Here is a 13,461-nt window from a genome sequence, read left to right as displayed (position 1 = left end):
ATGAGCACGATCAACTACAGCGAGAAGATCCCCAACAACGTCAACCTCGGCGAAGACCGCACGCTGCAGCGCGCGCTCGAGGGCTGGCAGCCGAACTTCATCAACTGGTGGGACGACGTGGGCCCCGAGGGCTCGACCAACCACGAGGTGTACCTGCGCACGGCCGTGAGCGTCGACCCGCAGGGCTGGGCCCAGTTCGGCCACGTGAAGATGCGCGACTACCGCTGGGGCATCTTCCTGAACCCGGGCGACGCCAACCGCGAGATCCACTTCGGCGACCACAAGGGCGAGAAGGCCTGGCAGGACGTGCCGGGCGAGCACCGCGCCAACCTGCGCCGCATCATCGTGACGCAGGGCGACACCGAGCCCGCGTCGGTGGAGCAGCAGCGCCACCTGGGCCTGACCGCGCCCAGCATGTACGACCTGCGCAACCTGTTCCAGATCAACGTGGAAGAGGGCCGCCACCTGTGGGCCATGGTCTACCTGCTGCACAAGCACTTCGGCCGCGACGGCCGCGAGGAAGCCGAGGCCCTGCTGCAGCGCACCTCGGGCGACGAGAACAACCCGCGCATCCTGGGCGCCTTCAACGAACGCACGCCCGACTGGCTCGCGTTCTTCATGTTCACGTACTTCACCGACCGCGACGGCAAGTTCCAGCTGTCGGCGCTGGCCGAGAGCGCCTTCGATCCGCTGGCGCGCACCACGAAGTTCATGCTGACCGAGGAAGCCCACCACATGTTCGTGGGCGAGAGCGGCGTGTCGCGCGTCATCGCGCGCACCGCGCAGGTCATGAACGAACTGAAGACCGACGACCCGCAGAAGGTGCGCGCGGCCGGCTGCATCGACCTGGGCACCATCCAGCGCTACCTGAACTTCCACTACAGCGTGACCATCGACCTGTTCGGCGCCGACCAGTCGAGCAACGCCGCCATCTTCTACAGCTCGGGCCTGAAGGGCCGCTACGAGGAAGGCAAGCGCACCGACGACCACGTGCTCAAGGGCCAGACCTACAAGGTGCTCGAGGTGAAGGACGGCCAGCTCGTCGAGAAGGACGTGCCGATGCTCAACGCGCTCAACGAAGTGCTGCGCGACGACTTCATCAAGGACTCGGTGGCCGGCGTGGGCCGCTGGAACAAGGTGCTGGAAAAGGCCGGCATCCCGACCCGCCTGGTGGTGCCGCACAAGGCCTTCAACCGCCAGATCGGCGCGCTCGCCGGCATCAAGATGTCGCCGGAAGGCCGCGTGGTGAACGACATGGAATGGGCCGCCAAGCGCGACGAGTGGTTGCCCAGTGCCGAAGACTTCGCTTTCGTGGCATCGTTGATGGGCCGCGTGGTGGAGCCGGGCAAGTTCGCGGGCTGGATCTCGCCGCCGGTGATGGGCATCAATCGGCAGCCGGTCGATTTCGAGTACGTGCGCTTCGGTTGATTGGTATTTGGGTATTGCTCCTTCCCCCTCTGGGGGAAGGCTGGGATGGGGGCAAGCAGCGTGACCACGACAAGCGCCGCGTGCCCCCACCCAACCCTCCCCCAGCGGGGGAGGGCTCTAGGAGAACAACATGGACATGGCCGTCGAAGCCGGGATCATCAAGCAGCACCTGATCGACCCCGAGATCTGTATCCGCTGCAACACCTGCGAGGCCACCTGCCCCGTCAACGCGATCACGCACGACGACAACAACTATGTCGTGCGGGCCGACATCTGCAACGGCTGCATGGCCTGCATCTCGCCGTGCCCGACGGGCTCCATCGACAACTGGCGAACCATGCCGCTGGTGCGTGCGTATTCCATCGAGGAGCAGTTCACGTGGGAATCGCTGCCGGCGGAGCTTTCGCCTGAAGAGCTCGAGGCGGCCGGCGTTTCGGCGGATGTGGCGGGCGACCCTGAAGCCGCGGTGCCCGCGCAGACGCAGGCACAGGCCCAGGCGGCGGTCGAATCGCTGGAGCCGGCCTTCAACTCCGCGCAGTACGGCGCCACCGTGCCGCCCTGGTCGGCGGCGCACGCCTACACCAACCTCTTTCCGCCGAAGACTCCGACCACGGCCACCGTGGTGGGCAACTTCAACTGCACCGAGGCCGGCTTCGACAGCGAGACGCACCACATCGTGCTCGACTTCGGCGTGCTGCCGTTCCCGGTGCTCGAAGGCCAGTCGATCGGCATCGTGCCGCCGGGCGTCGACGCCATCGGCAAGCGCCACCATGCGCGCCAGTATTCGGTGGCCAGCCCGCGCAACGGCGAGCGGCCCGGCTACAACAACGTCTCGCTCACCGTGAAGCGCGTGACCGAGGACCATGAGGGCGAGCCGGTGCGCGGCGTGTGCTCCAACTACGTGTGCGATCTGAAGGTGGGCGACACGGTGCAGGTGGTGGGGCCCTTCGGCTCCTCGTTCCTGATGCCGAACCATCCCCGCTCGCACATCGTGATGATCTGCACCGGCACCGGCAGCGCCCCCATGCGCGCCATGACCGAGTGGCGCCGCCGCCTGCGCAAGAGCGGCAAGTTCGAGGGCGGCAAGCTGATGCTGTTCTTCGGCGCGCGCACGCAGCAGGAGCTGCCGTACTTCGGCCCGCTGCAGTCGCTGCCCAAGGACTTCATCGACATCAACCTCGCGTTCTCGCGCACGCCGGGGCAACCCAAGCGCTACGTGCAGGACCTGATGCGCGAGCGCGCCGCCGACCTGGCCGCGCTGCTCAAGGACGGCGCCAGCCACTTCTACGTGTGCGGCCTGAAGAGCATGGAAGAGGGCGTGGTGCTCGCGCTGCGCGACGTGGCCAAAGATGCGGGGCTCGACTGGGACACGGTGGGCGCCGCGCTGAAGCGCGAAGGCCGCCTGCACCTCGAAACGTACTGAGCTGCGGCGAATGAAGTTCGCCGACTTCCACGCGGGCCAGGTCATCGAGGCCGGGCCCTATGTGCTCACGGAGGCCGAGCTCGTGCAGTTCGCGCGGGCCTACGACCCGCAGTGGTTCCACACCGATGCGGACGCGGCTGCCGACAGCCCTTTCGGCGGGCTCATCGCGAGCGGCTGGCATACCTGTTCCATCGCGATGAAGCTGGTGGTGGGGGCTGCGCTCGCCGGTTCCGAATCCTTCGCGTCGCCGGGACTGGAGCACGTGCGTTGGCCCAACCCGGCAAGGCCGGGCGACGCGCTGCGGCTGGTGGCGGACGTGATCGAGGTGCGCCGCTCCGAGAAGCGCCCGACGCTCGGCATCCTGCGCTGGCGCTGGCGGCTCTTCAACCAGCGCGAGCTGATGGTGCTCGACGCTGAGGTCACGAGCCTGTTCAAGCTCAAGCCGGCCGACTGACAGAAAGAAGCAACGAGACGAAACAACGAGAAAAAGGCCCGCGGCGCACCGGCACCGCGGGCCTTTCTCATCGGGCCGAAGTCGTCGTTACTTCTTGATGTCGACCGCGCCCGAACCCTGGGCCTTGCCATGAGCCTTCGTGCCGACGGCAGGTGCCTTCACCGCGCCGCCGGCCGAGCCGACAGCACCGGTTGCGCCCTCGAGCGTGCCGCCCACGGTGTTGGTCACGCCGCCCACGGCGTTCGTGGCTCCACCGACCGCATTGGTGGCACCGCCGACGGCGCCGGTCGCACCGTTCACCAGGCCGCCGACTGCATTGCCCGCGCCGCCTGCAGCGCCGCCGGCATTCGTGTTCGCGCTGGCACCCGCATTGGCACCGGTCGCCGCGCCCGCGTTGCCGCGTGCGCCCGTGCCGGAGCCCGACGCATTCACGTCGGCATTGACCCCGACGCCGACCCCGACGCCTTGCGCCTGGGCTGCGCCGCCGATGGCCAGCAGGCCTGCGAGCAGGGCGCCGAGGACGATGCGGTTGTGTTGCTTTTGCTGCTTCATGGGTGACTGTTCCTTTCGTTGCATGGTCACGTTTCAATGAACCGACCGGGGTTCGATCGGTTCGGGGGCAACCATGGCCGGGTCGGGATCTGTCGCCATGTGCGCCACAGTCGCCCGAACGTGTGGGAATCGGCTGTCGGCGGAATCGGGGGCTCGGACGTTAGCCCCCGCCTCATTGCCCAGGGGCCGGGGCGCAGGACATGCGAGGCGACGGCCGATGCGTCTTCGTCTTCGAAAGCCCCTTTGGCCGGTCACGTCAATCACATGCAACTCATAATGTTGCATGAAACGAGACAGCAAGCTTTCAGCCGTCCTGCACGTGCTGCTGCACATGGCCGAGATGAAGACGCCCGTCACCTCCGAGTCGCTCGCGATCGCGATGCAGACCAATCCGGTGGTGGTGCGCCGGCTCATGGCCGGCCTGCGGCAGTCGGGGTTCGTGAGTTCCGCCAAGGGGCATGGCGGCGGCTGGGTGCTGTCTTGCACCTTGTCGGCGGTGACGCTGGGCGACATCCACAACGCCGTCGGCGCGCCCGCGCTGCTGGCGATGGGAAACCGCACCGAGAGCCCGGGCTGCATCGTCGAGCAGGCCGTGAACGCGGCACTCGACGGCGTGTGCGACGAGGCCGAGGCGCTGCTGCTCAGGCGCTTCAACAGCATCACGCTGGCGGATCTCTCCAGGGACTTTCATCGCCGCATGACTGGCGGCGGCTTCACATTGAAGGACATCGAACATGCGTCATGACGCTCTCATCGTGGGCGGCAGCTTCGCCGGCCTTTCCGCCGCCATGCAGCTCGCCCGGGCGCGACGCAAGGTCTGCGTCGTCGACGCGGGCGCGCCGCGCAACCGCTTTGCCGCCGCGTCGCACGGCTTCTTCGGGCAGGACGGCGTGCCGCCGCTGAAGATGATTGCCGATGCGCGCGAGAAGCTGCTCGCGTATCCCACCGTCGAGTTCGTCAGCGCCAGCGTGGTGGAAGCGAGCGTCGACGGCGCAGCGGGATTCACGGTGTCCTTGAGCAATGGCGAACGCCACGCGGCCGGCAAGCTGCTGCTGGCGTTCGGCGTGCAGGACGGGCTGCCGGAGGTTCCCGGCCTCGGCGAGCGCTGGGGCGAAAGCGTGCTGCACTGTCCGTACTGCCACGGCTACGAGTTCAGCGGGCGCCAGCTGGGCGTGCTCTATCACCACGGAGTGCAACCGCCGGACCACGCGCTGCTGATCGCCGAATGGGGCCCGACCACTCTCTTCCTGAACGGCGGCGAGGCGCCCGATGCCGAGGCATGTGCGAAGTTGCAGGCGCGAGGCGTGACGATCGAGCCGGGTCGCATCGCGGGTCTGGAAGGAGAGGGGCGCAGCCTGACCGGCGTGCGTATCGACGACGGCCGGCTGTTGCCCATCGAGGCGCTCTACGTCGCACCGCGCACGCGCCCGGCGAGCCCGCTGGCCGAGAAGCTGGGCTGCGCCTTCGACGACGGCCCGCTCGGCCGGGTGCTGCGCGTCGACGCCATGAAGATGACTACCGTGCCCGGCGTCTACGCCGCGGGCGATCTCGCGATGATGTTCTCCAACGCCACGCTGGCCTCGGCGGACGGATTGTCTGCTGGCGTATCGATGCACCGGTCGATGGTCTTCGACGTCTGAAGGGGAGAAAAAGAACTTTTTTCGGTGATTCGGAAAAATCGGCCCCAAATCACCCTATAATCTGAGGCTCACGCGGGAATAGCTCAGTTGGTAGAGCGCAACCTTGCCAAGGTTGAGGTCGAGAGTTCGAGACTCTTTTCCCGCTCCACATTGCAGAAAAAGGCCACCTCATCGGTGGCCTTTTTCATTTGGGCGCCTGTTCAGCGGTCCGCGTGCTTCAGCAGGTAGGTGTTCGAGATCGCCTTGAACGACAGCCCGCCGTCCAGACGCTTGAACACCACCCCTTCGCGCGAAGTGCCCGGGTTCAGCGACGGCCCTTCGGCGTACGCCAGCACCCCGGCCATCGATCCATCGAAGCGGTCGAGCGCGGCCACTTCGAGCAGCGGCACGCTGCGCACCGTCGCTCCCAGCACGCGCAGTGCATCGATCACTGCGTTGCGCTCGTCCATGCCGCAGTAAGCGCCACGGTCGATGTCGAATACATCGAAGACGTGGAACTGCTGCCCGCGCAGCTTCTCGGGGTTGCCCTGGATGCCCTCTCCGATGATCTCGCCCTGCAGCGCCAGGTTGCGGCCCAGCGTCGCGAGCGCTTCCAGCAGGCGGTCTTCCCGCGCCACGCGCCACAGGCTGTTGCCCGGGGTTTCGCGCAGCTGCCAGTTGCGCCCGCATACGCCGACAGCACCTGCGTTGTGGAACGCGGTCATGCTCGATCCGTCGAGCTTGACCGTGACCTCGAACGCAAGCCCGTCATTCGCTGCAAGCACTTCCGGCAGGTTCTGGATGCGCTCCTGGTCGGTCTTCGAGATGAAAGAAGGGAACGGGCCTTCCACTTCGCCAGACAGGCAGGCCGGGATCACAGGCTCCCACTTGCCGATGCCCAGCAGCTCCGCCCAATCGCGGTGGCGTAGGTCAGGATCGGCCAGCGCGAGCGCGTCGATCTCCGGGAACTGCGACAGCGACAGGATCAGTCCCTGCGAAATCTGGCCGCGCAGCTTCATCGTGCGAAGCCGAACACCGCGCTGTTCGTTCCAGGTGATCGCGGCTTTTTCGAGAAAGGCGAAGCGCGGGTCGTCGAGCGGCAGGAACGCGTCGATCTCGAAGAAGACGCAGCGATCGCCAACGGCGAACTCCCCCTTCTTGATGACGACGCTCCAGCCTTCGACGACGGCGCATTCGATGGCGTCGGCCCCGGGGATGGGGCGTACGACGTCGACGGTGCGGACGGTGACGAGTTTGCGCATGATTGTTTTCTCCCTGTGGTTGATGGTGACGCAAAAAGAAAAGAGGCCCGGAACCATTCGGTGTCCGGGCCTCTTTGAAAAGAAAGAGTTCTGAAGCGGTGCGCGCTATGCGCCGACTCCACCCGGTGAGGCCTGGTTGCCCGTTTGCTGCTGGCCGATTGCATGGCCCGCGACGTACGCGAACGCGTGACCCGTTGTCGGGTTCGCGTTGTTGACGTTCTTGGCGATGACCAGTGCGGTGCTCACGGAGTGGATTTCGGATAAATGCGGATGGTGTTGTCCGGGATCTTCGCAGCGATGTCGCGAAGGGAGCCGGACTGTAAAGAGTGTTTATGCCGGCGTCAACCCCTCGCCGGCAACACAGTCCCCCGGCTCTCCCCGAACCCGATGCGCGCATGCCCCGGCTTCTCGCACCAGCCGCGCAGCAGCACCGCGTCGCCGTCTTCCAGGAAGCCGCGCTGCTCGCCGTTGGCCAGCGTCACCGGGCTTTGCGCGGCGCGTGTCAGCTCGATGATCGCGCCGGCCTCGCCTTCGCCGGGGCCCGAGATCGTGCCGCTGCCGAACAGGTCGCCCGGGTTCAGGCTGCAGCCGCCCATCGTGTGGTGCGTCACCATCTGCGCCACGGTCCAGTACTGATGCCGGAAGCTGGTCGACGAAAGCCGCGACGCTCCGGTCTTTTCGCTGCGGGCCTTCTCGCTCTCCAGCCACACCTCCAGCCGGATGTCGATCGCGCCGCCATCGCGGTTCGCCGGGTTTTCCAGGTACGCGAGCGGCTGCGGCTCGTTGGCCGGGCGGGTCCATGCCTGCCGGTAGGGCGCGAGCGCTTCCATGGTCACGATCCATGGCGAGATCGTGGTGGCGAAGTTCTTCGCGAGGAAGGGGCCGAGCGGCGCCATTTCCCAGAACTGGATGTCGCGCGCCGACCAGTCGTTGAGCAGGCAGATGCCGAAGATGTGCTCTTCCGCGCGCTCGAGCGGAATGGGCTCGCCCTGCGCGTTGCCCGTGCCGATCCACACGCCGAGCTCCAGCTCGTAGTCGAGCCGCGCGCAGGCCTGGTAGGTCGGCGCCTTCGCGCCCGGCGCCATCGCCTGCCCCATCGGGCGGCGGAAGCGCTGGCCGCTCACGCCGATGGTCGATACGCGCCCGTGGTACGCGATCGGGATCCAGCGGAAGTTGGGCGTCACATCGCCGTCGGGATTCATCAGGCGGCTGATGTTCAGCGCGTGGTCGATCGAGGTATAGAAGTCGGTGTAGTCGCCGATGCGCGCGGGCACGATGTACTCGGCTTCGGCCTGCGGCACGAGGCAGTCGCGCACGGCCTGCACCGCGGCGACGGGCGCGTCGTTCTTCAGCAGGGCGAAGAGTGCGTGGCGCAGTGCCTTCCATGCGGCGGGGCCGAGTGCGAAGAAGTCGTTCAGCGCGGGCTGCGCGGCAGTCTTCGCCGCGTCGAGGGCGAGACCGTCGAGCTGCTGCAGCCTCGCGAGCGCCGCCAGGTCCAGCACCTGGTCGCCGATGGCGACGCCGCCGCGAAATGCCTCGTTGCTGCCGGCGCGGCGGAACACCGCGTGCGGCAGGTTCTGGATCGGGAAGTCGCTGCCCTGCGCGTTGGCCGATTCGACCCAGCTGCGCGCGTGAACGTCGTGCGTATGGTTGAGTGCGATGCTCATGGTGAACGGAACCTCAGGCCGATGCCATCAGCGCGTCGTCGAAGATCGCGACCGCGCGGGTCCAGCCGGCCGACGCGCCGCGGATCTTGTGCGGGAAGCAGCTGATGTAGAAGCCCGTGGGCGGCAGCGCCTCCAGGTTGTGCAGCTTCTCGATGTGGCAGTAGCCGATGTCGCGGCCGGCCTTGTGGCCTTCCCAGATCAGCGAGGCGTCGTGCGTCTCGCCGTACTTCTTGGCGGTGTGCACGAAGGGCGCGTCCCAGCTCCACGCGTCGGTGCCGGTGAGGCGCACGCCGCGCTCCAGCAGGTACATCGTCGCCTCGTAGCCCATGCCCGCGCCGGCGGACACGTAGTCGGGATGGCCGTAGCGCGAACCGGCGCGCGTGTTGACCACCACGATCTCCAGCGGGCTCAGCGTGTGGCCGATGCGCTTGAGTTCGGCCTCGACATCGTCGGCGGTGACCACGTACCCGTCCGCGAAGTGGCGGAAGTCGAGTTTCACGCCGGGCTGGAAGCACCATTCGAGCGGCACGTCGTGGATGGCGATCGCGGGCTTCTTCTCACCCAGCGCCTTGTCCATGGTCGAGTGGAAGTGATAGGGCGCGTCGAGGTGCGTGCCGTTGTGCGTCGACAGCTGCACCAGCTCCACGGCCCAGCCCTCGCCGTCGGGCAGGTCTTCCTTCTTCAGGCCGGGGAAGAAGGGTTCGATCTGCTCGTAGGTCTGCTCGTGCGTGAAGTACTGGATCTTCGGCGCGAAGGCCGGCGGGTCGGAGAGCACATCGTTCTCGAGAAAGATCGAGAGGTCGACGAATTTGCGTGGCATGAAGAGGCTCCTTGTGGGGTGTACGTGTTGGAGGAGGGCAGGAAGACGAAGGAATCAGGGGCGCTGCCAGCGCAGCAGGCGTTGTTCGGCGAAGGCCAGCAATGCGTTGCTCACGAAGCCGATGAGCCCCAGCAGCACGATGCCGGCGAACAGGTCGCTCGCGCGGAAGGCGCGCGCGGCCAGCAGGATGGCCTGGCCCAGGCCGCTCTGCGAGGCGATCATCTCGCCCACCACCGCGACGATCAGTGCGATGGTCAGCGCGAGCCGCATGCCGGCCAGGATGTCGGGCATCGCGTTGGGCAGGCCCATCTTCCAGATGTATGCGGCGCGCGACATCTGCAGGCAGCGCGCCACTTCCGAAAGGCGCGGCTCCACGGCCGCGAAGCCGTGCACCGTGGCCAGCAGCACCGGCCACATCGCGCCGAACGCGACCACGAAGAGCACCATGCCGGGGTTCAGCCCGAAGATGGAGATGGCCAGCGGCAGCAGTGCCGAGGCGGGCAGGGGGCGGATGAATTCGAGCGTGGGCTGCACCCATGCGCGCACCTGGGGCGACACGCCGATGGCCGCGCCCAGCAGCACGCCGAAGAGCGAAGCGAGCAGCCAGCCTTCGACCATGCGGCCCACGGTGGCGCGCGTGAATGCCAGCAGCTCGCCGTTGCCGTCGCCGCCCGCAAGATTCAGCCCCTCGAGCAGGCTGGCGAAAGTGGCCTGCGGCGTCGGCAGGAACACGCGGCTGACCCAGCCCGCGTTGCTCGCCACCCACCACAGCGCGACGAGCGCCAGCAGCACGCCCAGCGATCCGAGCCGGTAAACGCCGACGCGGTTGTCGTTGCCGTTCATGCCTGGACCCCCATGCGCCGCGACACCGCGCGCTGCAGCACCAGCATGCCCGCGTTGACCGCGAAGCCCACCACGCCGATCCAGCCCAGCCAGGCCAGCATCAGCGCCGGGTCGAAGCTCTGCTGCGCGATCATCATCGCGTAGCCCATGCCGTTGGGATTGGCCGCGATCTCCACCGTCACGGCCACCACCAGCGCCACGGCAACGCCCAGGCGCAACGCGACGAACAGGCGCGGCACGATGGCCGGCAGCACGATCTTGAAGGCACGCTCGCGCGCCGAAAGCCCCAGCACGCGGCTGACCTCGAGCAGCCGCGGTTCGACCTGCTGCACCGCCGCCTGCACCAGCACCAGCAGCGGCCAGAAGGTGGCGAAGGCGACGATGGCCAGCTCCATGCGCACGCCGAAGCCGAAGCCCAGCATCGCGAGCGGAATCAGCGCCACGGAAGGCACGGGCCGCAGCACCTCGATGGAGACCGACCCGAGCTGCGCCGCGCGGCGCGAGAGCCCGAGCACCACGCCCAATGCAATGCCGAGCACCGCGCCCAGCAGCAGGCCTAGCGCCGCAGTGCCGAGCGTGAAGCCGGTGGCCTGCCAGAGCGAGCCGTCGAGCGCGGCGCCCGCGAAGGCCTTGGCGGCGGCGCTCGGCGGTGCGAGCGCATCGCTGCCCAGCGCGGCCGCGCGCCGTGCGTACCACTCGAAGGCGCCGATGAGCACGACGGGAAACACCCACGGCCGCAGCCAGCGGAAGAGGCGGTTCTCAGTCATGGCCCTGCTCGATGAAGGCGAACAGCTCGCGGCGCAGCTGCAGGTATTCGGGGTGCTCCTTGGTCGAGAGCTGGTCGCGCGGGCGCGGGATCTTCACGTCGATCATCCGCGCGAGGCTGGGCCGCCCCGGGCCTGGATTGGCCTGCAGCGCGATCACGCGGTCGCCGAGGTAGATGGCCTCCTCCAGGTCGTGCGTGACGAACAGCACCGTGAGCCCGTCCTCGCGCACCAGACGAGCGAGCTCGTCCTGCAGGCTCTGCCGCGTGAGCGCGTCCAGCGCGCCGAAGGGCTCGTCCATCATCATCAGCTCGGGCTTCTGCGCGAGGCAGCGGGCGATCTGCGCGCGCTGCTGCATGCCGCCCGACAGCTGCACCGGAAACTTGTGGCCGTGCTTCGCGAGCCCGACCTTGCCGAGCACGTCGGCGATGCGCGGTGCACGGTCGGTGGCGGGCACGCCGGCCGCTTCGAGCGCGAGGCTCACGTTGCCTTCCACCGTGCGCCAGGGCAGCAGGGCGCGGCCATAGTCCTGAAACACGAAAGCCACCTCGCGCGAGGGCTCGGTCATCTTCACGCCGTTGCGCCGCACCTCTCCCGCGCTCGCGGTGACCAGCCCGCTGGCCGCGCGCAGCAGCGTGGTCTTGCCGCAGCCGCTGGGGCCGACGATGCAGACGAACTCGCCGCGCGCCACGTCGAACGACGTGGGAGAGAGGATCTCGCGCCCGCCGAGGCGGATGGTCACGCCGTCGAAGCGCAGGAAGGGAGTGGCTTGCATCGCGGAGCCGGCTGGCGGATGAAAGGCGCCCGCCGGCAGTGCGGCGCGCGTGGTGACGGGAGAAGGTGCGGCGATCACTTGGCCACCAGCTTCGCCACGTCGATGTTCGTCTTGAGCATTTCCTGCTCCTTCATCAGCCCGGTCCAGTAGGCGAGCTGCTTCTCCGTCACCACGGGGCCGGGCGGCGAGACCTGCACCTTGGCCAGCACGTCGGGCGGCAGCTTGATGTACCTGCCGATCGATGCGCGCACCTTCGCGTCGTTCTTCGGCTGCTGCATGAACGATGCGGCCTCGACCAATGCCTCGCGGAAGGCGCGCGCCGCCGCCGGGTTCTTTGCCACCCACTCGCGCTTGGCCGCGTGCACGATGGTCTGGTTGTTCTCGGGCAGGAAGGTCGAGTAGTACGAGGCCACGTAGCCCGCGCCGCTCTCGGTGATGCGGCTCATGAACGGGTCGGCCGACACCACCGCGTCGACCGAGCCGCCGCGCAGCAGGTCGGCATGCTGCGGGAACGCGGCTTCGACGAAGTTGACCTTGCGGTAGTCCACACCGCTGTCCTTCAGCCAGGCGCGGAAGGTCACGTGCAGGAAGGCGCCCAGGCCCGGCACGCCGATCTTCTTGCCCACGCAGTCCTGCGCGCTCTTGATGCCAGAGCCCGCGCGCGCCACCAGGCCGAAGCCGGTGATGGTCTTCGAAGTGAGGCCGCCGCCGGCCACCAGCACCAGGTCGAGACCGCCGTCCACCGCCTGCAGGAACACCGAGGGCGTGGGGCCGCCGATCTGCAGCGAGTCGGACTGCAGCGCGGCCGGAATCGTCGAGTTCAGCGGAATGAACTTGAGCTCGACGTCGAGGCCGCGCTTCTTGAAGTAGCCCTCTTCGGCGGCCACGAACACCGAGGCGAAGTCGGTCACGGCCGTGTAGCCGAACACGATCTTCGTGGCGGACTGTGCGCGCGAAGGCAGCGCGGCGGCAGCCGATGCCGCGGCGAGCGCCGACAGCAGGGTGCGTCGTTTCATCATGTCTTCTGTCTCCTGGGGGTGGTTTTCTTCTGCGTGGGGCGGGCGGTCTTCGGGCGCGGCAGCGCCGCGCGCAGGCCACCGACGATGAAGTTCACGAGCATCGGCGCCACGGCCGGGTCGGCGCGCTTGTTCTCGCCGAGCGTGAGCCGTTCGATGCGGCTGTCGTTCAGGTGGTGCAGCAGCGCGCCCAGCGCGAACTGGTAGCCCCAGGCCGCCTGGCTGCGCGTGGCGTGAGGCAGCGCGACGTGCAGCGCGTCGATGTAGGCCTCGGCCAGCGGGTCGAAGTAGGCGCGCAGCACGCGGTCGGCTTCCTCGGTGGCGTGATAGAGCTCGCGCGCCACCAGCAGCGCGTAGTACTCGCCTTCGGAGCTCGCGCGCAGTGCCAGCACGGGCGCGGTGAAGGCGTCGATGATGCGCTGCAGCGTGCGCGGATCGTCGGGGTCGATGTTCACGGCGGCCAGGCCCGCGAGACGCGCATCGATCGAGTGCGACCAGTGCTCGAAGATCGCGTGGAAGAGCTCGTGCTTCTGGCCGTAGTAATAGCCCACCAGCGCCAGCGGCACGCCGGCCTCCTCGGCGATCTGGCGGATCGTCACGACGTGGTAGCCGTGCTGCGAAAAAAGCTTCTCCGCCGCCAGCAGGATCGCCTGCTTGCGGTCGGGGCGCGCAGTCTCGATGGCGACTTCTGCCAGGGCCTGCGCCGGAGCGCGCGAGGCGCGGTGCCTTGCGGTGGGTGTGCGGGTACTCATCGGGGCGTATTGAACACTTGTACAAAAACATTGAACACGCGTACAAACCCTGAGGTCAACCCTCATTGAGCACGGTCGTTCGCAGC

Annotated in this window: 15 protein-coding genes and 1 tRNA gene; 6 read left to right on the top strand and 10 right to left on the bottom strand. The window is 67.8% G+C overall.

All coding sequences use genetic code 11. From position 1 onward, the window contains the following. The 3 genes from boxB (at position 1) to BMY35_RS03935 (ending at position 3,305) form a co-directional block, all read left to right on the top strand. A complete protein-coding gene (gene boxB / locus BMY35_RS03945) occupies positions 1–1,428 on the top strand; it encodes a benzoyl-CoA 2,3-epoxidase subunit BoxB (RefSeq protein WP_093195708.1) in 1,428 nt (475 codons plus the stop codon). A 130-nt stretch (positions 1,429–1,558) separates the two neighbouring features. Next, entirely contained in the window at positions 1,559–2,851 is a 1,293-nt protein-coding gene (gene boxA, locus BMY35_RS03940) for a benzoyl-CoA 2,3-epoxidase subunit BoxA (protein WP_093195707.1), read from the top strand. 10 nt (positions 2,852–2,861) lie between these two features. Beyond that, positions 2,862–3,305: a MaoC family dehydratase gene (locus BMY35_RS03935; protein ID WP_093195706.1), complete on the top strand. Its 444-nt coding sequence runs from the start codon at positions 2,862–2,864 to the stop codon at positions 3,303–3,305. An 87-nt stretch (positions 3,306–3,392) separates the two neighbouring features. Here the strand turns inward: BMY35_RS03935 and BMY35_RS03930 are convergent, their stop codons facing one another. Further along, a complete protein-coding gene (locus BMY35_RS03930) occupies positions 3,393–3,857 on the bottom strand; it encodes an adhesin (protein ID WP_093195705.1) in 465 nt (154 codons plus the stop codon). Positions 3,858–4,140: 283 nt separating this feature from the next. On the opposite strand from BMY35_RS03930, the gene BMY35_RS03925 reads away from it, so the two are divergent. The 3 genes from BMY35_RS03925 (at position 4,141) to BMY35_RS03915 (ending at position 5,645) form a co-directional block, all read left to right on the top strand. After that, positions 4,141–4,602: an RrF2 family transcriptional regulator gene (locus BMY35_RS03925; protein WP_093195704.1), complete on the top strand. Its 462-nt coding sequence runs from the start codon at positions 4,141–4,143 to the stop codon at positions 4,600–4,602. Further along, positions 4,592–5,497 (top strand): NAD(P)/FAD-dependent oxidoreductase, encoded by a 906-nt coding sequence (locus BMY35_RS03920; protein WP_093195703.1) that lies wholly within the window; start codon positions 4,592–4,594, stop codon positions 5,495–5,497. The genes BMY35_RS03925 and BMY35_RS03920 overlap by 11 nt, the downstream gene beginning before the upstream one ends. Positions 5,498–5,569: 72 nt before the next feature. Further along, positions 5,570–5,645: transfer RNA gene (locus BMY35_RS03915), tRNA-Gly, on the top strand. A gap of 52 nt (positions 5,646–5,697) precedes the next feature. Here BMY35_RS03915 and BMY35_RS03910 read toward each other — a convergent pair. The 9 genes from BMY35_RS03910 to BMY35_RS03875 form a co-directional block, all read right to left on the bottom strand. Next, positions 5,698–6,738: an RNA ligase (ATP) gene (locus BMY35_RS03910; protein WP_177213571.1), complete on the bottom strand. Its 1,041-nt coding sequence runs from the start codon at positions 6,736–6,738 to the stop codon at positions 5,698–5,700. A 105-nt stretch (positions 6,739–6,843) separates the two neighbouring features. Beyond that, positions 6,844–6,984: a hypothetical protein gene (locus BMY35_RS38240; RefSeq protein WP_177213570.1), complete on the bottom strand. Its 141-nt coding sequence runs from the start codon at positions 6,982–6,984 to the stop codon at positions 6,844–6,846. Positions 6,985–7,079: 95 nt separating this feature from the next. Further along, positions 7,080–8,405, bottom strand: a complete 1,326-nt coding sequence (gene fahA / locus BMY35_RS03905; protein ID WP_093195701.1) for a fumarylacetoacetase — start codon at positions 8,403–8,405, stop codon at positions 7,080–7,082. Positions 8,406–8,418: 13 nt separating this feature from the next. Then, on the bottom strand, positions 8,419–9,225 hold the full coding sequence (locus BMY35_RS03900; RefSeq protein ID WP_093195700.1) for a cyclase family protein: 807 nt from the start codon (positions 9,223–9,225) through the stop codon (positions 8,419–8,421). 54 nt (positions 9,226–9,279) lie between these two features. Further along, entirely contained in the window at positions 9,280–10,068 is a 789-nt protein-coding gene (locus BMY35_RS03895; protein ID WP_093195699.1) for an ABC transporter permease, read from the bottom strand. Beyond that, positions 10,065–10,835 carry an ABC transporter permease gene (locus tag BMY35_RS03890; protein WP_093195698.1) on the bottom strand — a complete coding sequence of 257 codons (771 nt, stop codon included), beginning with the start codon at positions 10,833–10,835 and terminating at the stop codon, positions 10,065–10,067. Before BMY35_RS03890 ends, BMY35_RS03895 begins: the two co-directional genes overlap by 4 nt. Continuing rightward, positions 10,828–11,685 (bottom strand): ABC transporter ATP-binding protein, encoded by an 858-nt coding sequence (locus BMY35_RS03885; protein WP_093195697.1) that lies wholly within the window; start codon positions 11,683–11,685, stop codon positions 10,828–10,830. The genes BMY35_RS03890 and BMY35_RS03885 overlap by 8 nt, the downstream gene beginning before the upstream one ends. Beyond that, complete coding sequence (locus BMY35_RS03880) at positions 11,682–12,626, bottom strand: ABC transporter substrate-binding protein (protein ID WP_093195696.1); 945 nt, start codon at positions 12,624–12,626, stop codon at positions 11,682–11,684. Before BMY35_RS03880 ends, BMY35_RS03885 begins: the two co-directional genes overlap by 4 nt. Then, positions 12,623–13,375, bottom strand: a complete 753-nt coding sequence (locus BMY35_RS03875) for a TetR/AcrR family transcriptional regulator (protein ID WP_093195695.1) — start codon at positions 13,373–13,375, stop codon at positions 12,623–12,625. Before BMY35_RS03875 ends, BMY35_RS03880 begins: the two co-directional genes overlap by 4 nt. Positions 13,376–13,461 lie beyond the last annotated feature (86 nt).

It is taken from the genome of Variovorax sp. YR750 (assembly GCF_900109805.1).
Classification (GTDB): domain Bacteria; phylum Pseudomonadota; class Gammaproteobacteria; order Burkholderiales; family Burkholderiaceae_C; genus Variovorax; species Variovorax gossypii.
The sequence above is the reverse complement of the archived record's forward strand: the minus strand, read 5'-3'. Positions and strand labels throughout refer to the sequence as shown.

Coding starts and splice junctions, on each gene's coding strand:
- boxB (WP_093195708.1), top strand. CDS start 1: ATGAGCACGATCAACTACAGCGAGAAGATCCCCAACAACGTCAACCTC.
- boxA (WP_093195707.1), top strand. CDS start 1,559: ATGGACATGGCCGTCGAAGCCGGGATCATCAAGCAGCACCTGATCGAC.
- BMY35_RS03935 (WP_093195706.1), top strand. CDS start 2,862: ATGAAGTTCGCCGACTTCCACGCGGGCCAGGTCATCGAGGCCGGGCCC.
- BMY35_RS03930 (WP_093195705.1), bottom strand. CDS start 3,857: ATGAAGCAGCAAAAGCAACACAACCGCATCGTCCTCGGCGCCCTGCTC.
- BMY35_RS03925 (WP_093195704.1), top strand. CDS start 4,141: ATGAAACGAGACAGCAAGCTTTCAGCCGTCCTGCACGTGCTGCTGCAC.
- BMY35_RS03920 (WP_093195703.1), top strand. CDS start 4,592: ATGCGTCATGACGCTCTCATCGTGGGCGGCAGCTTCGCCGGCCTTTCC.
- BMY35_RS03910 (WP_177213571.1), bottom strand. CDS start 6,738: ATGCGCAAACTCGTCACCGTCCGCACCGTCGACGTCGTACGCCCCATC.
- fahA (WP_093195701.1), bottom strand. CDS start 8,405: ATGAGCATCGCACTCAACCATACGCACGACGTTCACGCGCGCAGCTGG.
- BMY35_RS03900 (WP_093195700.1), bottom strand. CDS start 9,225: ATGCCACGCAAATTCGTCGACCTCTCGATCTTTCTCGAGAACGATGTG.
- BMY35_RS03895 (WP_093195699.1), bottom strand. CDS start 10,068: ATGAACGGCAACGACAACCGCGTCGGCGTTTACCGGCTCGGATCGCTG.
- BMY35_RS03890 (WP_093195698.1), bottom strand. CDS start 10,835: ATGACTGAGAACCGCCTCTTCCGCTGGCTGCGGCCGTGGGTGTTTCCC.
- BMY35_RS03880 (WP_093195696.1), bottom strand. CDS start 12,626: ATGATGAAACGACGCACCCTGCTGTCGGCGCTCGCCGCGGCATCGGCT.
- BMY35_RS03875 (WP_093195695.1), bottom strand. CDS start 13,375: ATGAGTACCCGCACACCCACCGCAAGGCACCGCGCCTCGCGCGCTCCG.